This window comes from Vibrio sp. HS-50-1 (assembly GCF_024747315.1).
Taxonomy (GTDB): Bacteria; Pseudomonadota; Gammaproteobacteria; order Enterobacterales; family Vibrionaceae; genus Vibrio; species Vibrio diabolicus.
The window spans coordinates 1-20,538 of record NZ_JAMPZF010000030.1 but is presented as its reverse complement, the minus strand read 5'-3'; the positions used below and the strand labels follow the sequence as shown (position 1 = coordinate 20,538).

24 protein-coding genes are annotated in these 20,538 nt (G+C 44.2%); 8 read left to right on the top strand and 16 right to left on the bottom strand.

Going from position 1 to position 20,538, the window contains the following annotated elements; translation table 11 throughout:
• Positions 1-64 precede the first annotated feature (64 nt).
• Positions 65-637, bottom strand: coding sequence for a hypothetical protein (locus NDJ01_RS14515; RefSeq protein WP_258470128.1), 573 nt, complete (start codon positions 635-637; stop codon positions 65-67).
• A 1,062-nt stretch (positions 638-1,699) separates the two neighbouring features.
• Here NDJ01_RS14515 and NDJ01_RS14505 point away from each other — a divergent pair.
• Positions 1,700-3,031 (top strand): Fic family protein, encoded by a 1,332-nt coding sequence (locus NDJ01_RS14505; RefSeq protein WP_258492334.1) that lies wholly within the window; start codon positions 1,700-1,702, stop codon positions 3,029-3,031.
• Between the two features lie 65 nt (positions 3,032-3,096).
• Here the strand turns inward: NDJ01_RS14505 and NDJ01_RS14500 are convergent, their stop codons facing one another.
• The 15 genes from NDJ01_RS14500 to NDJ01_RS14430 form a co-directional block, all read right to left on the bottom strand.
• The gene (locus NDJ01_RS14500; RefSeq protein WP_213916467.1) at positions 3,097-3,594 is read right to left on the bottom strand and encodes a hypothetical protein; all 498 of its coding nucleotides are present in this window, start codon (positions 3,592-3,594) and stop codon (positions 3,097-3,099) included.
• A gap of 13 nt (positions 3,595-3,607) precedes the next feature.
• Positions 3,608-4,216: a hypothetical protein gene (locus tag NDJ01_RS14495; protein WP_258470126.1), complete on the bottom strand. Its 609-nt coding sequence runs from the start codon at positions 4,214-4,216 to the stop codon at positions 3,608-3,610.
• Positions 4,217-4,225: 9 nt separating this feature from the next.
• The gene (locus NDJ01_RS14490) at positions 4,226-4,894 is read right to left on the bottom strand and encodes a hypothetical protein (RefSeq protein WP_104968932.1); all 669 of its coding nucleotides are present in this window, start codon (positions 4,892-4,894) and stop codon (positions 4,226-4,228) included.
• Positions 4,895-4,915: 21 nt separating this feature from the next.
• A complete protein-coding gene (locus NDJ01_RS14485) occupies positions 4,916-6,490 on the bottom strand; it encodes a hypothetical protein (protein WP_213869209.1) in 1,575 nt (524 codons plus the stop codon).
• On the bottom strand, positions 6,483-6,914 hold the full coding sequence (locus tag NDJ01_RS14480) for a DNA-directed RNA polymerase subunit alpha C-terminal domain-containing protein (protein ID WP_054577210.1): 432 nt from the start codon (positions 6,912-6,914) through the stop codon (positions 6,483-6,485). The genes NDJ01_RS14485 and NDJ01_RS14480 overlap by 8 nt, the downstream gene beginning before the upstream one ends.
• Positions 6,915-6,960: 46 nt before the next feature.
• On the bottom strand, positions 6,961-8,610 hold the full coding sequence (locus NDJ01_RS14475) for a hypothetical protein (RefSeq protein WP_258461203.1): 1,650 nt from the start codon (positions 8,608-8,610) through the stop codon (positions 6,961-6,963).
• 281 nt (positions 8,611-8,891) lie between these two features.
• Positions 8,892-9,242 carry a hypothetical protein gene (locus NDJ01_RS14470; RefSeq protein ID WP_258461202.1) on the bottom strand — a complete coding sequence of 117 codons (351 nt, stop codon included), beginning with the start codon at positions 9,240-9,242 and terminating at the stop codon, positions 8,892-8,894.
• A complete protein-coding gene (locus tag NDJ01_RS14465; protein ID WP_054577207.1) occupies positions 9,242-9,793 on the bottom strand; it encodes an N-acetylmuramoyl-L-alanine amidase in 552 nt (183 codons plus the stop codon). The genes NDJ01_RS14470 and NDJ01_RS14465 overlap by 1 nt, the downstream gene beginning before the upstream one ends.
• Before the next feature lie 232 nt (positions 9,794-10,025).
• Positions 10,026-10,205 carry a hypothetical protein gene (locus tag NDJ01_RS14460; RefSeq protein WP_136976171.1) on the bottom strand — a complete coding sequence of 60 codons (180 nt, stop codon included), beginning with the start codon at positions 10,203-10,205 and terminating at the stop codon, positions 10,026-10,028.
• Positions 10,206-10,418: 213 nt separating this feature from the next.
• Positions 10,419-11,183 (bottom strand): hypothetical protein, encoded by a 765-nt coding sequence (locus NDJ01_RS14455; RefSeq protein ID WP_054577206.1) that lies wholly within the window; start codon positions 11,181-11,183, stop codon positions 10,419-10,421.
• Positions 11,184-11,192: 9 nt separating this feature from the next.
• The gene (locus tag NDJ01_RS14450) at positions 11,193-11,477 is read right to left on the bottom strand and encodes a PAAR domain-containing protein (RefSeq protein ID WP_042522745.1); all 285 of its coding nucleotides are present in this window, start codon (positions 11,475-11,477) and stop codon (positions 11,193-11,195) included.
• Positions 11,478-11,483: 6 nt separating this feature from the next.
• A complete protein-coding gene (locus NDJ01_RS14445) occupies positions 11,484-12,254 on the bottom strand; it encodes a hypothetical protein (RefSeq protein ID WP_033905460.1) in 771 nt (256 codons plus the stop codon).
• Positions 12,251-13,228, bottom strand: a complete 978-nt coding sequence (locus NDJ01_RS14440) for a hypothetical protein (protein ID WP_033905462.1) — start codon at positions 13,226-13,228, stop codon at positions 12,251-12,253. The genes NDJ01_RS14445 and NDJ01_RS14440 overlap by 4 nt, the downstream gene beginning before the upstream one ends.
• Entirely contained in the window at positions 13,221-13,982 is a 762-nt protein-coding gene (locus NDJ01_RS14435; protein WP_033905463.1) for a hypothetical protein, read from the bottom strand. Before NDJ01_RS14435 ends, NDJ01_RS14440 begins: the two co-directional genes overlap by 8 nt.
• 2 nt (positions 13,983-13,984) lie before the next feature.
• Entirely contained in the window at positions 13,985-14,524 is a 540-nt protein-coding gene (locus tag NDJ01_RS14430; RefSeq protein ID WP_033905465.1) for a hypothetical protein, read from the bottom strand.
• Positions 14,525-14,965: 441 nt separating this feature from the next.
• On the opposite strand from NDJ01_RS14430, the gene NDJ01_RS14425 reads away from it, so the two are divergent.
• From NDJ01_RS14425 to NDJ01_RS14380, 7 genes are all read left to right on the top strand, one after another.
• Positions 14,966-15,646, top strand: a complete 681-nt coding sequence (locus NDJ01_RS14425) for a hypothetical protein (RefSeq protein ID WP_258586905.1) — start codon at positions 14,966-14,968, stop codon at positions 15,644-15,646.
• Positions 15,647-15,798: 152 nt separating this feature from the next.
• A complete protein-coding gene (locus NDJ01_RS14415; RefSeq protein WP_005500288.1) occupies positions 15,799-16,128 on the top strand; it encodes a hypothetical protein in 330 nt (109 codons plus the stop codon).
• A gap of 156 nt (positions 16,129-16,284) precedes the next feature.
• Positions 16,285-16,770, top strand: a complete 486-nt coding sequence (locus NDJ01_RS14405; protein ID WP_129830163.1) for a GNAT family N-acetyltransferase — start codon at positions 16,285-16,287, stop codon at positions 16,768-16,770.
• Between the two features lie 145 nt (positions 16,771-16,915).
• Positions 16,916-18,154 carry a hypothetical protein gene (locus tag NDJ01_RS14400; RefSeq protein ID WP_212756011.1) on the top strand — a complete coding sequence of 413 codons (1,239 nt, stop codon included), beginning with the start codon at positions 16,916-16,918 and terminating at the stop codon, positions 18,152-18,154.
• 116 nt (positions 18,155-18,270) lie between these two features.
• Positions 18,271-18,927, top strand: a complete 657-nt coding sequence (locus NDJ01_RS14395) for a hypothetical protein (RefSeq protein ID WP_258461201.1) — start codon at positions 18,271-18,273, stop codon at positions 18,925-18,927.
• Positions 18,928-19,077: 150 nt separating this feature from the next.
• Positions 19,078-19,596, top strand: coding sequence for a hypothetical protein (locus NDJ01_RS14390; RefSeq protein ID WP_033907392.1), 519 nt, complete (start codon positions 19,078-19,080; stop codon positions 19,594-19,596).
• A gap of 160 nt (positions 19,597-19,756) precedes the next feature.
• A partial coding sequence (locus NDJ01_RS14380; protein WP_009697310.1) for an NYN domain-containing protein occupies positions 19,757-20,538 on the top strand: 782 nt, incomplete at its 3' end.

Genomic DNA, 20,538 nt, shown 5'->3' with positions numbered 1-20,538 from the left:
TGGCGGTGGGACTGCATGTTTTGGCGTTTCTCTTGGTTGATCAACTGGTCTAGGTGGGGTTTTATCATTCATTCTCTTTTATCTCCGTTGTGTTCGTTGGTTGCCCAACTTCTGTTACTTGATTTGACTCAAGTTTTTGAAAATCAGTATTTTGGAAAACAAATAATCCAAACGAAGCAATAGCTAGAAACAGAGCTATTGCACCAAAGTAATGTGAGAGACGGGCAACGAGAACTAGTTTTTTATTCTCAGAAAACACAGCTTCTTCAGGAACCTCATCACCTTCACTTTGAATCGCACTTATAATACTTATTCTGTTTTGAATAATGCTATCTGAAAGCTCTCTATTTCTATAATACAGGTATCCTGAAAACAACAGGCTAGATAAAACAAAGAACACCGAGACTACGAACAATAACCAGCTCGATTTTGCAAATATCAGGCTATCAACATTACCTTCAATGTAAAGTTTATCAAACAAGGTAAATGTTAAACCTAGACCCGCACTTGAAATTGCAAGCACAGCTTTATCAAGCCCCTCAGAAACCTTGGTTTCACCCTCAACCAATTGACCCCTATAACTTAAATAAGACTCAATTTCCGAGTTTAGCTGTTCAATTCGTGAGCTTTCAGACATATTCATCCTTAAATTGCTATAACGACTTGCTAAGGTGTGAGTAACGCAATACAAAAGCTACCGCACAGCGCCTTAATCACATAAGCCACCGCATAGTAAAAATGCCACGCGTTACGAAGCACTCTTAAGCAATTTGTTAGTACATGTGCTACTTCTATTTATGCGCTCCAAGATATTGAAAAGTGGAATAATATGAAAGACTTTGAACACTGAAGTGAGACGGACAACTACAAAACTTAACTCCAATTGAAAGACGAAAGTTGGCTAGAAGAGAAACGCATTGAACTGCGCGGCTTTGCAAGCTTCAAATTAGAAAAGGATTCGATCCTCGCACTTCGACGGCAACACCAAAGAAAGGCAATTCTGACTTCGCAAAACCCACGAAATAGAAGAAGCGCCAAAGAAATAAGATAAGAGTTAGAAGCCGTAAACGGTGAAATCAAAGCGAACACTTCGCATATAGTGCCACCGGAAAGAACGTGAAAGGCACTAACTGAAAGGTGTAAATACGAGCGCCAAAACAGATAAATACCATAACTTATGACCTTTGATGTCAAACCCGTACTAACGATTTTGATAAGGTTTTTAGCCGCCTTTCATACTCCTATCATGCAGACTTTCCAATTACAGTTCAATTGATAAACAATAGGTTAATGAGGTGTAATGGGTATTAGATTGCAAAATGAAGCATAATTTTAAATTGTTTACATCGACACACCCTTGGATAACTATAGGTAAGAGAAGCTTTCATCCAAAAGAAGTTAATTAGCCTCAGTGATAACAAACAATGGGGCACTTATTAGTGTTACGAAGTGAATTTTAGAGTGACTTCCTGAAAAGCCAACGATTCGAAAGGTTTTGAACTTTACTGTCTACCGACAGTTGTTGATCACTGGCATAAAATACTGATCGATTGGGATGCAAGTTAAGGGGACAACTGTACTATTGAACGTATTCAGCAAAACATTACACCCCTTGTAACTCCTAGATAGATAAGCGATTGACTCCCACTGCCTGTGTGCAATACTGGATGTATTAAACATTTTGAAAAAGTTGCACGGCATGAGCAAAAAGATTGCGGGGGTTGGCCTTCCACCAGCAAAACCTACTGATTTTATTAAAGTAGTAGAGCTAATCGACAAGCTAGACCCAATTAAATACGGGTTTGATAGTAGCGGTAACTACTTGCATTGGAATGACTTTCAGTACCGTTCAAAAGAGTTTAAAGGCGACCAAAAGAGCTACGCTTGGCATGCCCTAAAAATTAGACGTGGCCTTAACGACATTTCGCTTGTTGATGAAAACGGCAATCCATTCAAGCTTAGTGCCGCCAGTCTCGACGCTAAGCTATTCCGCATCGATAAACAGCTCAAACTAGAAGATTTGCCGCTATCTGCTCAAGACAAAAAGGCACACCTAGTGAAAAGCGTGATTATGGAAGAAGCCATTAACAGCGCCCAATTGGAGGGAGCTGCCACAACGCGCAAGGTGGCCAAGGAAATGCTTGAAACAGAACGTGAGCCGCAAGATGACTCCGAACGGATGATTATCAATAACTGGCATTTGATCATGATGGCTGACGATTTCAAGGATGTAGAGCTCACACCGGAATTGATTAGCGGATTTAATGAAATAGCCACCAATGGCGTGTTAGAGAATGAGCACGTTGCTGGCCAATACAGAACGGATGCGGTCATGGTTAGAGACGTGGCCACTGGCGATATTATTCACGAAGCGCCAGAACATGAGCACGTTTTGAAGCTCATTGAGCAACTATGTGACTTCGCCAACACCGACCATACCACCAGCACCAATTTTATTAACCCAATCGTTAAGGCTTGTATTCTGCACTTTATGATTGGCTACATTCACCCATTCATGGACGGCAACGGGAGAACGGCTAGGGCGCTTTTCTACTGGTTCATCCTTAAGCGTGGTTATGAGAACTTTAAGTACGTCTCGATCTCTGCACCACTTAAGAGCGCGCCAACCAAGTACATTAGAAGCTACGTTTACACCGAAACGGACGACAATGACTTAACGCACTTTGTGGACTACCAGCTAACGGTCATCATCAATGCGATTGAGCGCTTTAACGAGTACATCAAATCTAAGATTGAAGATACGAGAGAGGTGCGCGAGCTGCTAGACGAGTCCAAGCTTAAGAGCGTGTTGAAACTGCCGCACATTGTGATTCTGGCCAAGGGATTAGAAACAGCCGGACGTGTCTTTTCTGTTAAGGAAATCCAGTCTGATTTTGACGTGTCTCATACCTCTGCGCGCAAGTATCTTGAGAAGCTGGTGGAGCTGAAATTGCTGTTCAAATCAAAGGATGGCAACGAGAATACCTACATTGCACCAGCCGACTTGAAAGATAGGCTAACCAAAGCTTAAGAGCATCAAAAAAGCCGCCAAACTGGCGGCCTTTTTGTAGGGAATAGAATAGGACTGGTTGGCGATTAGAAATCTACCCAGTTGTATTGCAGTGTGATAGCTGGCTTAACAAGTGCTGCTGAATCTTCTGTCGATAGGTCGATCACGTCTGAACGTACTTTTACGTGCTCCAAGCGGAATCGATGCGAGGTTGCACCCTTACCCTTAGTTGATTCAGGCGTAGACTCGATAACGACAGTGACCATTTTCTTTTCACGAACGATCTCACGTAGCATTTCTAGCACTGTACCTGTGATCGTTTCTACGCACGTCACCGCGATTTCGCCTTTGTTCTCAAGCGCACCATTTTGGATGTAGCCCAAGCCCATTTGGCCAAAATCTTCTACGTCTGCACGACCCATTGCTGGAAACTGAGTAGAACGCACCAAAACGCTAAGATTAGGGTATTCTTCGATTTTCATCTCGAACTCTGTACCCATCATCTTTTCGCCAGCTTGGATGTTCTTAGTGAATTTCTGTTTTAAGAAATTCATATCGCCTTTTGCGTTAAATGCTCCGGCCATAATTACACCTATTCTATTGGAAGTGGTTCGGAATATGTGACTGATTAATCATTTGCTTAGGAGCGGCAGTAATAGTTACCGTATTGTAAGCGAAATTCCCGTCTCGCGTCTTAGGTGCGTTAATGTCATAACTCACCTCGCTAATACGCATAGGTAGATTGAGCGCTTTGCCAATCTTGAATCTCGCATCACTTGGAACACGGCCACCAAGGCCATCGGAACTGACTGGAACAGTATTTTGCAGCTCGGGACTTATCATCTGAGCCAGGTATTTAATGGGATCATTAACCTCTGATTTGGCATTGGTGAACGCGACAAATTTCAGCGTTGCTGTGATTTCTGGCGGTTCGTTTCCTTGCCAAACTTGTTGACTGTTCCATAGTGTCTTACTCGTCTTATCCGACACGGTTTGCGCGACTGAGGACGTTTTATCTAGGGCATTGATGTTACCCACGGAATCGCCCTCAAACGGCGCTTCCCATATCGCTCTAAAGGCAAGCTGACACTCATCAGTCATGTAACCAATGACCGTAACCTCTTGACCGCCTATGACTTGTGTAATGGCGCATTTATTGTGGATAGATACGCCATCATCATTAGGTACGCCGACAATTACAGCCATTGCTTACCCTTACTTGTCCATACCGCGAGAATCGCGCATGCGGTTAGACTTTTTGCGAGCTGCTTTAGCCGCTGAGCTGTGAGCTTTCGCGCGCGCTTTCTTAAGTGCTGCTTTTTGTGCTGCACTCATACGGCGCTTACGGCGATTGGTTTTGATGTAAGTTACCTTGCCGTCACGGATCACTTTCTTAAGCGCTTCGAGCATCATTGATTCACGAACGGCGAACTCTGCGATCGCTTCGTCTGAGTCCACGTTGTCTAGGCCACGCTCTAGGGATTCAAAGATGCGATCTGCCGCTTCTGGATCTTCCAGTGCTTCTCGCATGTCGCCATCTTTAGGCTGGCCAACTTGAGCAATAAACTCACTAGCCGCTTCCTGTAGCGATTCGTAGAGCGCTGCTTGGCCATCGGTTAGCTCGGTATCGTCATCGCCACCAGCCATGCCAAATAGCATTGCGTCTAGGTTGTCGATTGAGCTGTCACCACCATTAACCCACTGAACACAAGCCGCTGCTGCGTCTTGGCGAGCAATGATGGTTGATGCACGGTTGATTGACTCAAGAAGTTGGTCTTCTGTTACAGACTCAAAAAATGCAGTTTCAGTTTGTTCCTGCTCGGCCACTTGTGGCATCACAAATGGGCGAGCAAGAACAGAACCCTCAGAAAACATTGATTTCATTCTATTCTTGCTCTTTGTTCATTAACGGATTAGTACAGGTTCACCAAGGATTCGACGTGCGGAGCCAGTTGGACAGAACGACCAAGTGACTTTCCAGTAGTCGATTTCGACTTGCTTGATTTCCAGTGTCCAAGCGCTTTCGCCGTCTTGATCTGGATTACGAGGTGTCACTAGCGCACCAACGGCTTCATAGCCCTCTAGGATACTGGCCATACCGTCAGTTAGACCCTCAAGCGTTGCACCGTCAGGTTGGTGTTTTAGGCGATTACCTAATGCGTAGAAGTCGCGTGAGATAGCGTCAGCAATAGACACGACTTGCTCAAAACGTAGGTAGTTTTCAGCCGCAGATGACGTTAGAGAGTCATCAATGAACAGGTTGCCGTTTTCGTCTGTGCCTAGTTTGTTTAGACGTGCCTTGTACATTTCTAGGTAGTTAGGCTCGCCAGCACCTTGGATTGGTTTTATGCCAGTACGCTGAATAACAGCACGTTCAACACCTGCTGGTGTGTAGTGCCAACCGCCGACCGGAGAGGTCTTAGCAACGCCAAGCGCTTTAGCTGCAAAGCCGATACCCGAGCCGCCCCATACCGCCATGTTGCCGTAGAAACGACACTTAGCTTGGTAAGGGATATGCACGAATGAAGCGCGATGGTTGTTGAAGTTCAGACCTTTTTTGAACTCCAATGCCGCTTCGTGCGTTAGGCGAGGATCAACATCGAAGTAGCCAGAAATGCGTTTGTCTTTACAGATTTGCGCAAGGTCAGTGATTACCGCAGTGTCGTAGCAGCCCAAACCACAAACGTAGTTATAGCTGTAAACGGTAGTGCGTAGTGCTTTCACTGCTTTCTGGTAATCGTCAGCCGTAATGTCGCTAATATTGCCGTTGGTCGCGCCAGTGAATTTGGTTTTCGCAATTGCAGTAACTTCGCGTTTCGCTACTTCTGCATCGATGCGACAAGTTAGGTACTGCGAACGTTCTTCAAGAACAGTCTCGATAAACGCAGCGCTACCCATTTGGTCTACTGCTGTAGGCTCTAGGGATACAACCCATTCTTCTAGCACTACAGAGCCACCAGCCGCCTGTTCTTCCTCTAGGGTAAGAGTGAACATGCCAGCGCCGTAAGTCGCTTCGTCTGCTTTCGCAAGCGTGATAGAGCGGTTATCGGATTGCGCACCGTCTTTGATAGCGATCGCTAAAAATTCGCCATCTTCAAGTGACAGGTCAGCCGAGTAGTTGATCGCTTCGTTAGTGATCGTCACTTCGTCTGCTGGTTTGGTTAGCTTGATAGCTGGATAGGTTGCCGTTTTTGGTACGACACGAACCACAAGGCCATTACCGCCGCGCAAGGCTTCATCAAGAACGCGCATGCCGTCAGCCAATTTGCCAAGGCTTGAGTGGTAAGGCTTACCTAGCTTGTCTAGGAAGTTAGCCGCCGTTACCGGAATCACTTCGAACGGCTTACCTTTTTGAGACACAATCACACCGCCAAACACTAGCTGGTTAGAGCCAGTGCCTTGCTTAGTTGTCGAGTCAGCGTTAATTGGCGAAACCGCAACTTGTGAGACGTTATCCATTGAAAATTCAATCTTACTCATCTTCTGTCTCTTTCAGCGTTAGATCCTGTGCTGCAAGCTGGTCTACAATTTCTTGCAAACCCGCTTGAGCAATACCTTTCACCGCAATCACGTTGTCTTTCGTCATTTCGGTTAGTTGCTCAACCGTTGTCACACCGTGGTTAATCAGTGCTTTTTCAACGCTCGCGCTAAGCTCAAGCGCGGATAGCGCTGTGCCTTTGTCGCTGGTGGCTGTGTCTGGTTTCGTTTGAACTTCTGGTAGAACCGTTGGCTCAAGGCGAACCGAAACGAGGCCGTTTGGATAGGCCGCTTCCACTTCGTGTTTGAAGCGGTTCACGTTGAAAACTGAGAGAGGGAAATCTTTGGCCAGTGGCGGCATAACGCGACCCTGAACCGTGATTTCCTTTGGTGTGTGGTTGGTGATTAAAACGATCGTTTCTTTCATCGAATCCCCCAAGAGCGGCAGCCCGTAAGACTGCCGCTTACTTGCCTTATGCCGCTGCTGCTACAGGAGCTTCATCGATAAGTTTCACGCGGTAGAAGTAGTCTTCTCCGTCGAATGGATGGATTTCGCCGTAGGCCAGTTCGTATAGCGTGTTAGACGCTACTAGACCTTTACCGATTGGATGCGTGTACATGGTTGCTGCGATTGCATCACCTGCTACGTAGCCCGCTTCTGAGTGAGAAGAACCGCGACCGTAACAAAGCATGTCGTTCGTACCGATCACTACCGGACACTCGAACACTTTCCACATGCCGAACAACTTACCTGCGTAGTGGATAGCGTTTTTCTGTTGGTAGTTAGCCGGAGCTACGAAATATGGAGCACCTAGTGACTTAAGGATTGTTGACGCGCCAGTACCAGCAAAGATACCTGTCATGCCAGTTGTGCGAGTCGCTTGTAGGATCTTCGTAGAAACGTTTAGAAGAACTTCGTTTAGACGTTCACGATGTAGACGCCAATCTTCACCAGCCGCTACGTAGATATTGAATGTTTCTTCGCGCGTACAAGCAAAGTCCATATCTACTAGGTGGCGAGTCGCTTTTTCCGATGCCAATGTGTTGCGCATGTGGCTCATCTGTAGAGATTTCAGATCTTGGCCAAACTCGCGTTGCATTGTGAACATCGCTTGAATAGTCGCGTCTGCTGCGATTGCGTTTTGACGTGGGCGCAGTATACGAGAGTCCATATCATGGTCGATCGTTGGGATAAGGTCAGGGCGTCTTTCAATGTCTACTTCGAACTCGATGTGCAGAACCGTCCCTGCTGGTAGGGCTGATGTTGGAGTGACGGTAACTTTGCCTTTTGCATGGTCTATCTGACAGTTAATAACCATACCATTGTGAGTACCTGTCATTATTTGACTACCGTTGCTGTCTAGGTCGCGAGCCACACGTTTATGGTTAATAAATAGGGAAACAGATGTCTTCGTGAATGGGATTTCAAACTTGGTGTGTTGTAGGTCAGTCTTAGAGTCAAAGACGTGAGTTGTCTTAGTGCCGTCTGGTTGCTGTTCAGAGACAAACTTGTAGCGCTGACGCATAGACGAGTATTGGCCAACCGTTGCTTGGTCGATTTCAGTACCCGCTGCGAAGTCACCAAAGTTTGAGCCAGTGCGGCGGTAAACTTTGAAGATCTCAACTTCGTTCGCACCCGCTGGGATCATGGTTACAGCGTCAAGTGTTGCTGTCTCAAGAAGAACTGGAAGCACTAGGCCAACCATCTTCGCACGGATTTCAACACCCTCAGATGTTGATAGAGATTGACCGATCGACTCAAGCATCATTGCGCCTGTTGAGCCATCACGCTTAGCACCCTCTAGCATCATCATGTTACGCATAGTTGCGTGAGCTGATGCCATTAGCTCATCGCTAGGTAGGTGGCCGTAAGTATTTTCGTATTCACGCACCGCAGACTGCATGCCTGATACGATGCCAACCGCTGTTTCTTGAGACACTGACTCGAACATAGGCTCATTCGCAATGGCTGACAAAATAGCCGCGCCACGAGAATTGTCGTCAGTTAGAAACATGCCTGTTTGTGAATCGAATTGGGATTCGATACACAGACTACGCATTGCTTGAGCGCCTAAATGAATCGCCTCAATGCGTTTGTTGAAGTTAGAACGTTTATCTGCCATGTAAATAAACCTTAGTTATTAATTGAGTGTGTTCGGAATGGTTGAGCCGCAGGAAAGCGGTAAAAATTCGCTCAATTTCGGATAGTAGTTAAGATTTATTGCGAAAAAAATAGGGGTAAAATTGCATTTAAATTATTGTTATATAATGAATTTATTTCTTTTTGTGTGCTTTTGTGGGAATGGTAACGACAGGGGATTTCTATGTCGTTGATCGTGCATCTTTTTTGAGAGAAAAGGGGATAGGAAAGGGCATCTAAAAAAATTTAAAAAATTTTCAGTTGTTATAGGGTTCCTGCCAAAAAGCCGAACACGTTGCTTAGTAGCTCTTGTGTGTCAGTCTCTAAGCATGGAAGGTCAACACCATAGAAAACGGCCAAAAAGTCACGAACAATGAGTTGATAAACGACCACCAGCGCGATGCTCCACATCATAGCGGCGCGTCCAGTACGTACCAATGTGTTAGAGCTGGCCGCTTCAAGCTCTGCCAGTTTGTAGGCAAACTCTTTGCGTTCTTCGTCACTGGTAAACACACGATCACCAAACTCTGTCAGTTCGTGGATAATGCCACCTACTTTCTCGGTGGTGGCGCTCTTAAATAGACTACTTGTAAACACTTTTGCTAGTCCCATCATTAGTTGCTCTCTTTAATGTGTTCTGCGAACGCTTCTGCCAGTGCTACGGCTAGCTTTTCGCGCAGTTCCAATCCCTTTTGTAACGACTCGTCGTTAGACAAAAAGAACGGCTCCAAAATCACGGCTGGCATTTTGGTTTTCATCAAGAAGCGCCAACCGCGAGTATCAGTACCAGTGTTCGAGATAGGCTTAAGACCACGATTACGCTGTCCGATAAGTTCAGCCACCGCTTTTTGTAGGCGCAGAGCGAGTGCTTGGCTCTTGGCTGACTTATGCCAATGCAATGTCTCTGAGCCTTGAACGTCCTTATTTGCCACGCTGTTACAATGTAACTCGATGGCATAGTCAGCGCTTGAATCGTTCACATCACCGATCATCCGTGAGTAGGTGTCTCGATACATGATCACTGGAAGAATGTCTCGCTTATGTAGCTCGGCGGCCAATAAGCTGGCTAGGGGATGATTGTAGCTATACTCATTTATTCCGAATGTTTCATTGTAAGCGCCACCATCTTTAAAGCTATGTCCAACAACAATGCAGACTTTTTTCATTTTATAAATTCCCAAACTTAGTTTAACTAATGTGCAGTTAGGCATTGACTATGTTCGGAATAGGAAATATATTTTATTTACCAGCTCGGCATCCCAATCGGCTGGTGTCAACTAACGTTGAAACTTCATTTTTAGCCTTTGTAATAGCTTCTTGCGCCGCGAACACTTACCTCGCGGCTTTTTTTGCCTGCAATTTAGAAAAAAACCAGCGCGAACGCTGGCTTTGCTTGGATTATGGTCGGTTTTGAACGGGCTCTATCTTGTTTGATTTGAAGTAATCAAGAACAGGGTTAACTCGATAGGGTTCTACGTGGAAGCAGGCCATCACCTGATCTTTACGCATCAAGTAAAACTGATTTCCGCTGTATCGCACCGCATCAAATATCACGTTCATTCTGCACCCATCGTACATGTATTCTCCCTCAACACTGAGGCTTTTGCGTATCACAAAGGATAGTCGCGCCTTGGTGGATTTAAGCTCGTTTCGAGCTCTAAATAGGTTAATTGCTAGTACGATGATAAGCGCCATTAATCCGCATAGTTCATATGCGTTTAAATAAACTGAATAACTCATTTTGTCTTTTTTATAGTGCGAATAGGAAAGGGATTATCAACAAAAAACATTCTACAGTCTAAACACCTCCTCTGTCGCGTCTTTGATGCTCGTTTTTTTCGTCTGGTTGCTACAAATGGTAAACGAAATCGCTTTAGTGAAGTAGTCCAGCGCTAAGGTACGTTCCTCTTTCGACGCAATGATCATTGCCTCAATCACCTTGCTTGAGCTGGCCACGCCACCAGCAAGGGGAGCCATCACCTCATTTAGCGCATCGGCCTTGTTAGCCAGTTCTGGCGGTAAGACTGGCGGCGGCAAGGTTCCACCACTATCTGAGTCACTACCGCCCGTTGGTGGCGCTGCTGGCGTTAACGCGCCATTGATTTGCGCCATTAAGGACACGGCCGCATCAACATGGCCAGAGAGACCGTTGATCACTGCCTCAAGCGCTTTCAGTTCTTCCTTGCTGGTAATTGGCAAGATACTCGGAGCGGGTACATTGTCCTCTGTGCCATCTACCTTGTGTTTGACGTTCACACCAATAGACACTTGTTCGAGGTCGGTTGGGTCGGTGATCAACACTAGGTGCTCATTCCATTGCGTTAACGTGGCCACCGTTGCGCTCACTGAGCCATTCAAACCCTTAAGCGTTGCCACTAACTGCGATGCGCCTTGGTAGTCCTCAATATCCTCGCTCACGCATCCTGATAGTTTTCCTGACAAGCTTTCACACTTCACCTTAAGGGATTTGCCTCGGGTAAGGTTCTCCGCTTCCTTGAGGCCGCCTAAGTCTAAAAACTGGCGAAACTGCTCGATTTGCTCTTGTGTGTCTAACATCAAATTGCCTCAATCAATCGTCATCAAGTCGTTACCGTTTACCAGCGTAGCGCCACACCCAAGGGCATCGCCTACCACGGCGACCGGAACGCCATTAACAGTAAGTTTTGAACTACCAGTAATAACGCCTACGTGCGGCGGGTTATCTGGTTTTACGTGCATGACGGATATATCGCCCGTACCTAATACATTGATTCCATTCACGGTCAGTAGTGGCTGGCCAGAAACAAAAACACCTGGACTAAAGCCACCATGACCACTATCCACACTCCCTACAATTCCTACGGCTGGCATAGTGCATTACCCTAATGTAAATGGAGCTGCGGCAGCCTTAACAGCGAACTGGCCACCAGCATCGATATTGACGTTACCACTCGCTTTAATGGTCACTTCATTGCCCTCTAGGTTGGCTTTACCGGAGGCTTTTACGGTTGCATTACCACCCGCTTCGATGTTCGCATCGCCTTTCACTTTGATAGTTAGTGCGCCTCCGATTTGCTCCAATGTGTTCCCTGTTGAGCTGCGAAACGCATTGCCCTCGACGTGGATAACACATTGGCCATCTGGTGTGATTTCAATGGCCGTGCCGCTTTGGGTATGCGTTACTGAGTAGCCGCCTTGATGCGTGATGAGCTCGCGCAAACCAAATCGCACAAAGAGCGCATCTTTGCGGTCATAGGCTGGTGGCTCGGGTTCACCCTCGGCTCGTTTAGGCTGATAGGCTTCTCCGTTCACCTCGCTTGGTAGGTACGACTCATAGTTAGGCGCGTAGTAAAGCGATCCGGTAATACGGGGATAACGGGTATCACCATTACGAGGAAAATCCACCCAAACCAGATCCCCTTTTTCCACTGGCACTGCATGGCCACCACTCGGTTTTGCACCTAATGGCAGTAGAAACTCGGCAAAAGGTAAATCCTTATCGGGGATTGCATCCCAATAACCAAGCAAGCGAACGGATACCATGTACAAGCCTTTCGGATGGACAGGATTGACCACCTCGGCCTGATAGCTACCAAACAAGCGGTTAGTGACGTTGGTGCGTGTTCTGTTCTCTGACGAATCGCTCATAGGTTGCGTACTCCCAACTCGATACGACACTGATACCGGTTCCCACGTTGGCAATGGGCGACACGGTTCATGATTTGTTTCTCTGGCATGGACTCATCCAGCTCGGTAGCGGGTAGCCGTTTATGGAATAGCACTGAGCACACCGAAAGAGGCGTAAAGGCAGTATTTCCGGTAAGTTCCACATCCAAAATAGGGATGATGGCCATGTGTTGATTATTCAGCGCCTTGGCTTGTGGAACGCTAACCATAACCATAGCGCCCGAACGTTTACCGCCTTGGAAGCCCTCGACGGTATCCCAAGAGGCATAGTTACGGTTAAGAACGCGCTCAAACAGGGCTTCCTCTCCGATAATGGAGTAGTTTGCAATGCTGTGCTCTGCTTCCTCTGGATTCGACTGTTCCAGCTTGAATTGCTCGCTCATATCCATGTTCTTGAGCGACTTAAAGTGCATAACACCACGGCAGATAAACGCCACTGAGCCGTAATCTCTGGCCATTGTTCGAATTAAGCGAGACTTAGTACCACCAGCATTTAAATGGTACGTAGCGCCACGCTCAAAGCTGTCACATTCGATTTTTAGCTCGGGTAACAGCTCGGCCAGAATGTCTTTAGGCTGCATTTCAACAAAGAATCGAGGCGTTGTGACTGGCTCTTTAAGTAGGTGCGCATCCTTTTGGAATGCTTGAACGGTAAGCATACCGTCAGCGCTGGTGGACTTGGCCACAATGAATTTTTCAATCCAAACCTGATCGCCTCGCTCGTTCACATCGGCCATCGTGACCTCGATCTCTGAACCGCGCTTAATCCCGTAGTCATCCCGATAAACGGCAGCCTGATCCATGATTTCCATAACCAGCTTGTTGCCGTCCATCGAAGCACACTCAATGTAGGTAAACGAATGAATGTGCTCGATAGGGATGTCATTTTCGTTGGTGACAACTTTTTGGGCGAGAAAGTATTCTTTGTTACTCAATGACTCGACCTCCCACACCAATCGCACCCTGACGGACAGTGATCGACTCGGCCTCATAAACCTCTGCAATCACTTCAAAAGAGATTGAGGAAGCAAACAGGCGAGTATTTTCATGGTCTACTTCGGCGGGTTCGGTCATCGCATCTTTACGGCCACGTATCTCGATGCTGATTTCCATTTCAGTACCCGCGAGCATGGTTTTCGCTCTGAATACATGCTTACGCTTGCCCTTGGTATGACGTAGCCAAACCATTAAACCTAGCGCTAGGCGGCTAAGGGTAGACTGGTTCCAAGCTAGGGCATTAATGCGGTAGGTAAGCGCGACAAAGGACTTATTAATCACGGCATAAGGCTGGCCTTGTTCATTGGCCAGTTCGCCATAGTCAGCAATATCGACGTACTCCGCGCCATCAACAAACCCAATCACCGGATCGCGCGTGATGTAGCAAACAGGTAAAAGCTCATTACGGTTTGCTTTCACCTTGTCACCTAGTTTGGCTGTCAACTTAGATAGGAATGACACTGGATCGGTAAAGTTGCCGTAATAAATCTTTCTCGACTTATCACGGCCAACAAAGCGAGAAAACTCACTGTTCTCTCGACGCTTAGTGTCAGCCACAACTAAGGAATCAAGCACGTTCTGGAAAAAAGCAGCCACCGCACGATCGATGTCGGTTAGCTCGGTGTGTTCCACCTTGCCATCGAATGTCACTACATCGCATGGGATTTCAAAGAACGTCTCATCCAGTTGCATGCTTAGTCCTCCAAATCGTCCAGCTCGTAATACTTACGGCCTTTTACGATAGTGATGCACTTATCACTTCGGTGTAAGGTCACATCGAACTTGTGGAAGTTGCTCGTTAGGATAGGGAGGTAAGCCGATACTGGCTCATTGCGCTGGTAGCCGTCTCGCGTTTTGCGGCCTTTACCGGATCGGTTGCCCTCATAGATTTGAATGACCGCGCAATCAAAATCAATCTTGGCCATGTCTGCGATCGCTGCATCGAGGTCTTTGTGCATATTAAGCACGTTCGCGCACAACATGACGCAAAAACGGCGTTTTGAGCTGTCAATTTCGGCAATATTGCTCACTACGCCTTTGGCTTTTGAGCTCGGGTCAAAGTGAGTGACCGTCATGCTATGCTTGTGGCAGTTAGTAAGACATTCTTCTGTTAGGTCGGGAAACTTACCGCAACCAAAGTTAAGAATGTTGTTCGCGTATGACCAGTTAGGCGCAAGTTTGCTAAGGCGCTCTACACTGACTGGCACTTGCTTTCGGCTAGTCTGTAATGTCATGACCACTCCATGATTGGAGCAGCGCTTTAAGGATGGGTTGGAGTAGGCCTAATATTAACGTTAAAGCTCGATTACGTCACTGTCTTGTAACGTTTCTTTGGATTCTAGCTCTGTCGAACTTTATGGTAATGTTTATCTGTACAATTCAAGGTAATTAGGGGGCACAATTTGGCTAACTCATTACTGTCCCATTGTTTGTTATCACTGAAGCTAATTAACTTCTTTTGGATGAAAGCTTCTCTTACCTATAGTTATCCGAGGGTGTGTCGATGTAAGCATTTTAAAATTATGCTTCATTTTGCAATCTAATACCCATTACATCTCATTAACCTATTGATTATCAATTGAACTGTAATTGGAAAGTCAGCATGATAGGAGTATGAAAGGCGGCTAAAAGCCTTATAAAAAGCGTTAGGTTTTTATTCAAGTTTTGGAGTAATAATGAAAAGCATAGATGACTATTTGAAAGAGTATGCAAACGAGGTGGCTATTCTGACCAAAGCTCATTTTACATGGAAGTATATAAATTCTGTTGCATTTGAAGATAAAGGTGTCATTGCTGCGATGAATAGGACTCCATCTAGCTGGAATATTTTCTTGCATTCTTTGCAAACGACCACGTTTATCTCCTTAGGGCGCATTTTTGATACCAGTGGCAAATCCTTTTCAATCCATAAACTAGCTCGTTTCTGTTCTAAAAACATTCACGAATTTGACCGTCAGAATCTTAAGTCTAGAAAAATGGAGGGGCGTGTTGAAGAGCCTGATTGGTTGGAGGGGTACTTAAACTCTGCGTATTATCCTAATCAAGGTGATATTAATAGACTCAAAAAGGATATTGAAACAAATAAGAGAATCTATCAGTCAAACTATAAACCAATTAGAAACAAGATGATGGCGCACAAGGACTTTTCTAAAATAGGCAAAGGAGATGAGTTGTTTGGAAAAACTAATATTACAGAGCTAGAGGGTGTAATTAGTTTTTGTAACCAAGTTAAACTGTGTATTCAGGAGCAGTATCACAATGGCAGAAAAATAGAGATTAGCAAAGATCCTATATTTGATGCTCATGACATCTTAGCAAAGAAAGAAGTTGGCGAACTATTAAAAAACCTCAAGTAACAAAACCTAACAATCTGTTTAAGAGTGATTCGCAACGCGTGGCATTTTTACTATACGTTGAATTTAGTGTTTAAGGTGGTATGCGGCGGCATCGGTATTGCGTTGCTCACACCTTAACAGGGCGTTATATGCTTTAGGGATTTCTGAACAGGATGTTTTTAATACTAGCAATATTGGGTGCTATTTACCTGTTATTTAAGCTATACCAAGAAGGCGAAGAGATCGGTTGGAATAGAATTTTAGTTACTATCTTTTTTGTCAGCTATTCAGCTCTGTATTTGTATGTTCCACCTTTCTTAGGCATGAATAACCAATATGCAGGTAAAATGTACGAATTAGTTCCAATCGGATGCTATTTCATGGCTTTACTTCCAGATATGGAAGAAGCAGAAACTGAGGCGAAAGCCTTCGTATTTTTCGCTTGGTGTGGTCTTATTCTCATAGCATCTTTCTTGGTTTACTTTAAGTTGCATGTGTGGTGATCGGTGCCAGTACGCATATAACAAACTGTTCAAGAGGGATTCACAACGCGTGGCATTTTCACTATGCGTTGGTTTAAGTGATTAAGGTGGTATGCGGCGGCATCGGTATTGCGTTGTTCACCCCTTAACAGGGCGTTATGTTCTAGGAGGAAATTCATGATTAGGGAAATCACAAAAGCCGATTTTGAGTCGTTTTGGCCAACATTTTCTGCGGTAATCCAGGCACAAGAAACTTATGCCTTTGACCCAAATATGACGCTAGAACAAGCATTTGCTTTATGGTGTGAATCTCCCCTGAAAGCTTTTGTTTTCGTAGAAAATGACGTTGTACTGGGCTCTTACTACATCAAGCCAAATGCAATGGGGCCAAGTAGCCATATATGTAATTGTGGATACATGGTTTCTAGCAAAGCTAGAGGTAAGGGCATTGCACGTCTTATGTGTGAACATTCTCAGGAAACTGCTCTAGAACTTGGCTTTGATGCCATGCAATTTAACAGCGTGGTCTCTACCAATGAAGTTGCGGTGAAGCTTTGGGAGAAGCTAGGGTTTCAAATCATAGGTACAATTCCCAAGGCATATAAGCATGCTCATCTAGGGTTAGTTGATAGCCATGTCATGTACAAATGGCTACGAACATAACAAGCAATTTAAGAGGGATTCCCAACGCTTGGCATTTTGGCTTCTACTTCAATTTTAGTGGTTACGGTACAATGCTTTAGGTTGGGTGGTAGCGTTGCTCACCCCTTAATTGGGCGTTATGAAATTTTTAGGTAAGGTGTAATTAGTGAACTTTAATGAAAGATTAAAATGTACAACCTGTGGAGGGTTAGTTGATTGCCGTTTTGGTATGTCTAACCGAGATGTTCAGCCTTTTAGGTTTGCCTGCCCATCTTGTGGATCTGGAATAGAAGTAACTGTTGAACAGGGTAAACAGCCCAAGATGTACGGCGCAGAAAGCTACCCATTGGATGGGCACTTTACTGGTGAAAACCCATTTATTGACTTGCATATTGATTTTCCAGTGTCATTTGAGCCTTATGTGATGGGGCAGACACCTTTTCTTAGAGCTATTGGTCGTATTGGACGTGAAAATTTTCAAATCCACAACTTTAGACTCGATTCGTTGAACCAGTTGTACAAGAAGCATGAAGTCATTGAGCGCTTGGTCAACTTATACAAGAGAAAAAGAAACAAAGTCCTCTCTGATCTTGCGGAGAAAGAGTTTGATGAACCTGCTAAATCGTTTAAAGACTGTGACATTAATATGATGATGTATTGTGTTATTGCGAAGGTTTTTTATCCGTTTTCAACCCCAACATCTAATGCTGAAGATGTCAGTCTGTACCTTACTAAGTTCAATGATATTGTCAAAAAAGACAAAAACATCATGGACTCATTTGTTAAAGAAATAGTTGAATCTAAATTTATTTTCAATCTTCAAGAGGATTGCTTTGAGATTTATCCGAGAATATTGGAGCTAGAACTAGCCCTCAGACCTGCACTATTTCTAGACTACGATAAAGATTATGTCGATGGAAATGAGCAAGTTCCTTATCGCGTGTCTTCACGTGAATTCAAAAATTATAAGGATCTTTATAAAGACATTTCAGAGATAATATCCAGACAAATTGTGCTCGTAGCCGGTGTTAATAATTTATTAAAACGTAGTGACCACAATAAATTCTCAGATGAGAAGATTAAAAATCTTAACGACTTTGCGAATAAGCCATTTGGTAAGAAACTCGAATTCATTGATGATACTTGGCTACCGATCTCAAAGAGTGTCGCTGATAATCAGTTGAGAAATGCGGTTGCACACTATAAGGCTGAATATGATGAAGTTTCTCAAAAAGTAACGTACTTCCCTAGACAGGAGGGGATGAAGCAGGAAAAACCAAATGAAATTTACTTTTTAGGTTTTACACGCAAAATACTAGATTCGTATCGTTTAATGCATTCTCTAAATCAGTTAATTAAGTGCTTGTTAAACTATGAGTATTTCATGAGAAATAAAAATTCATAACAAAGCATTTAAGAGTGATTCGCAACGCTTGGCATTTTCGCTTCGCTCAAGTATAGCCAAGCGTCGCTCACACCTTAATGCGGCGTTAGGTGCTTTAGCGGTAATAGGAAAATTCATTGATAAAATATCTCTATGGAAAAAGTCAGTATCTTGGGCACTTCGCTGAAACGGGTGAGGGCTTATGGTTTCGAGATTTGTTCACAATGGATAAACTCGAAAATGAAAACATTTGTGATAATGAAGCTAGAAAATCTATTCAGCTTTCGCCCGACGCAATAACTAAGGTTACTTTGGCGGGTCGAGATTTCAAAGTTATACCGCATAACCCAATAACTTTCTCGCAGTCTCCTAGACGGTGTCATGTTCTTTGCCTGAGTAATAAAGGCAATAGTAAGGAGCTATTTAACCTATTTGACGCGGATATTTGTATTGCCATTGATACTAAAAAGTTAGCAATGCTAATTGAAACTGCTAATAAACACTTAGGTTTAAAGGTAGTCTCTGGTCCAATACATTACTATGAGCATGAAAATGAAATTTTCGATTTATCACAGGAACAGCTAGTGTTTGTTAAACCAGCGCAGCCTTACAAACGAGAAAGTGAATACCGAATTGCTGTATTCTGGCCTGAAAATGAATCATCACAGCTACTAACAAGAGATAATGGCTCTGTTTACGTATTTGACAGTGATGGCACGTCAGATGATCACATCACTTTTAACTTTGAAAGTCCTCCTTTTGAAGAAGTTGTGCATTCAGTAACACGCACCTAACAAAGCATTTAAGAGTGATTCGCAACGCTTGGCAGTTTCGCTTCGCTCAAGTATAGCCAAGCGCCGCTCACACCTTAATGCGGCGTTATGTTTTTGATAATTTCAATGTGTGCTGTATCATATAATATTATTATTAATCAGGCTTAATGTATGAAAAATAAACTTATTTTCACATTTGCATCAATTGCGCTAGTTGGTTGCGCGACAGTCCCGCTAGATCCGAAAGTGGATGTTACGGAAATTCAACCATTCATTGAATTTAATGTTAATGATTCAGTATCTATCGTTAATGAACAAAAGAATGATGACACTTTACTCTTGGTCGATCTAAAAACTGTCGCCTTCACAGGCTCGAAGAAAGAGTTGACTGATACCGTAATTGCAGTGGCTGAGAAAGAACTAATAAAACGTAAAGCTATCATTTCTCCAATAGCAACCAAGCAGTTGAATATATCGGTGGATAAATTTAGTTGTGATCAATCTGGATCTTTTTCTATGGGTTGTGAAACAGTCGTTTCTGTAGAAACGGAAGGTCAATATAAAGCAACTTATACTGCATTTGGTGAAAGCGCACTTGGTGTTCAACATGCAAGTAATTACTCATTGGCGAATGCAGTTTCAGCAATGTTTAGAGACCCTAAGATCATAAACTACTTAACTACTAAATAAACATAACAAACAATTTAAGAGTGATTCAGCACGCTAGGCATTTTCGTTTTGGGTTAAGTTTAGTGATTAAAGTGTTCAAATTGAGTGTTGTGGATGCGTGCTTCACACCTTAATTGGGCGTTAGGCATCAGGGTATCTCAGCACACCTAAGGAAAAGAGATTGATAGATATAAATTCAGAGAAAAAAATTGCGGTCTTAATCGATGCCGAAAATGCTCAATACTCCGTGTTAGATGCAGTATTAAAGGAGCTATCTAAACATGGGCACATACTCGTTAAAAAGGCTTATGGGGATTGGAGTTCTGAGTGCTTGAAAAATTGGAAGCAACCTTTAAATGAGCTGGCGATAAATCCGGTACAACAGTTTTCCTACACTCAAGGTAAAAACTCGTCTGATGCAGCAATGATTATTGATGCAATGGATCTCCTTTACTCCAACAAATATGACGCCTTTGCTTTAGTAAGTAGTGATAGTGATTTTACTAAACTGGCTTCAAGGCTAAAGGAGTCAGAGATATATGTTTTTGGCGTTGGTAAAAAAATGACGCCTGTGGCATTTCGCAATGCTTGTGATGATTTCATGTATACGGAGGTGCTCAAAGAAAGATATGCCCCTAAAGAAGAGCAGCCTTCAACCAATAGCACGAATGAAAAATCATCCCAGAATGACAGTAAATCCATTCGTAGGAAATTACGCCAAGACACTAAACTTCTCAATATCTTGCGAGGTGCTGCTAGTGAGTACCAAGATGAAGATGGTTGGTCGTTTTTAGGGCATTGTGGCAGTTTAATAAAGCGTCAGTATCCAGACTTCAGCTCAAAGAACTATGGTTTCACTACATTAAGTCAACTAGTTGAGGCAACTGAGTTGTTTGACATTTTGCGTAAGGAAACAGAGTCGGGGGCAGTGCATATCTTTATTAAAGATGCTCGAAAAAATGC

Bases quoted from the DNA above. Each gene is read 5' to 3' on its own strand.
- NDJ01_RS14455 (WP_054577206.1), bottom strand. From the start codon at position 11,183: ATGTTAGACACACAAGAGCAAATCGAGCAGTTTCGCCAGTTTTTAGAC.
- NDJ01_RS14475 (WP_258461203.1), bottom strand. From the start codon at position 8,610: ATGGCAGATAAACGTTCTAACTTCAACAAACGCATTGAGGCGATTCAT.
- NDJ01_RS14405 (WP_129830163.1), top strand. From the start codon at position 16,285: ATGATTAGGGAAATCACAAAAGCCGATTTTGAGTCGTTTTGGCCAACA.
- NDJ01_RS14450 (WP_042522745.1), bottom strand. From the start codon at position 11,477: ATGCCAGCCGTAGGAATTGTAGGGAGTGTGGATAGTGGTCATGGTGGC.
- NDJ01_RS14495 (WP_258470126.1), bottom strand. From the start codon at position 4,216: ATGGCTGTAATTGTCGGCGTACCTAATGATGATGGCGTATCTATCCAC.
- NDJ01_RS14490 (WP_104968932.1), bottom strand. From the start codon at position 4,894: ATGAAATCAATGTTTTCTGAGGGTTCTGTTCTTGCTCGCCCATTTGTG.
- NDJ01_RS14390 (WP_033907392.1), top strand. From the start codon at position 19,078: ATGAAAAATAAACTTATTTTCACATTTGCATCAATTGCGCTAGTTGGT.
- NDJ01_RS14435 (WP_033905463.1), bottom strand. From the start codon at position 13,982: ATGCAACTGGATGAGACGTTCTTTGAAATCCCATGCGATGTAGTGACA.
- NDJ01_RS14515 (WP_258470128.1), bottom strand. From the start codon at position 637: ATGTCTGAAAGCTCACGAATTGAACAGCTAAACTCGGAAATTGAGTCT.
- NDJ01_RS14445 (WP_033905460.1), bottom strand. From the start codon at position 12,254: ATGAGCGATTCGTCAGAGAACAGAACACGCACCAACGTCACTAACCGC.
- NDJ01_RS14460 (WP_136976171.1), bottom strand. From the start codon at position 10,205: ATGTACGATGGGTGCAGAATGAACGTGATATTTGATGCGGTGCGATAC.
- NDJ01_RS14465 (WP_054577207.1), bottom strand. From the start codon at position 9,793: ATGAAAAAAGTCTGCATTGTTGTTGGACATAGCTTTAAAGATGGTGGC.
- NDJ01_RS14505 (WP_258492334.1), top strand. From the start codon at position 1,700: ATGAGCAAAAAGATTGCGGGGGTTGGCCTTCCACCAGCAAAACCTACT.
- NDJ01_RS14485 (WP_213869209.1), bottom strand. From the start codon at position 6,490: ATGAGTAAGATTGAATTTTCAATGGATAACGTCTCACAAGTTGCGGTT.
- NDJ01_RS14430 (WP_033905465.1), bottom strand. From the start codon at position 14,524: ATGACATTACAGACTAGCCGAAAGCAAGTGCCAGTCAGTGTAGAGCGC.
- NDJ01_RS14425 (WP_258586905.1), top strand. From the start codon at position 14,966: ATGAAAAGCATAGATGACTATTTGAAAGAGTATGCAAACGAGGTGGCT.
- NDJ01_RS14500 (WP_213916467.1), bottom strand. From the start codon at position 3,594: ATGGCCGGAGCATTTAACGCAAAAGGCGATATGAATTTCTTAAAACAG.
- NDJ01_RS14470 (WP_258461202.1), bottom strand. From the start codon at position 9,242: ATGATGGGACTAGCAAAAGTGTTTACAAGTAGTCTATTTAAGAGCGCC.
- NDJ01_RS14415 (WP_005500288.1), top strand. From the start codon at position 15,799: ATGTTTTTAATACTAGCAATATTGGGTGCTATTTACCTGTTATTTAAG.
- NDJ01_RS14480 (WP_054577210.1), bottom strand. From the start codon at position 6,914: ATGAAAGAAACGATCGTTTTAATCACCAACCACACACCAAAGGAAATC.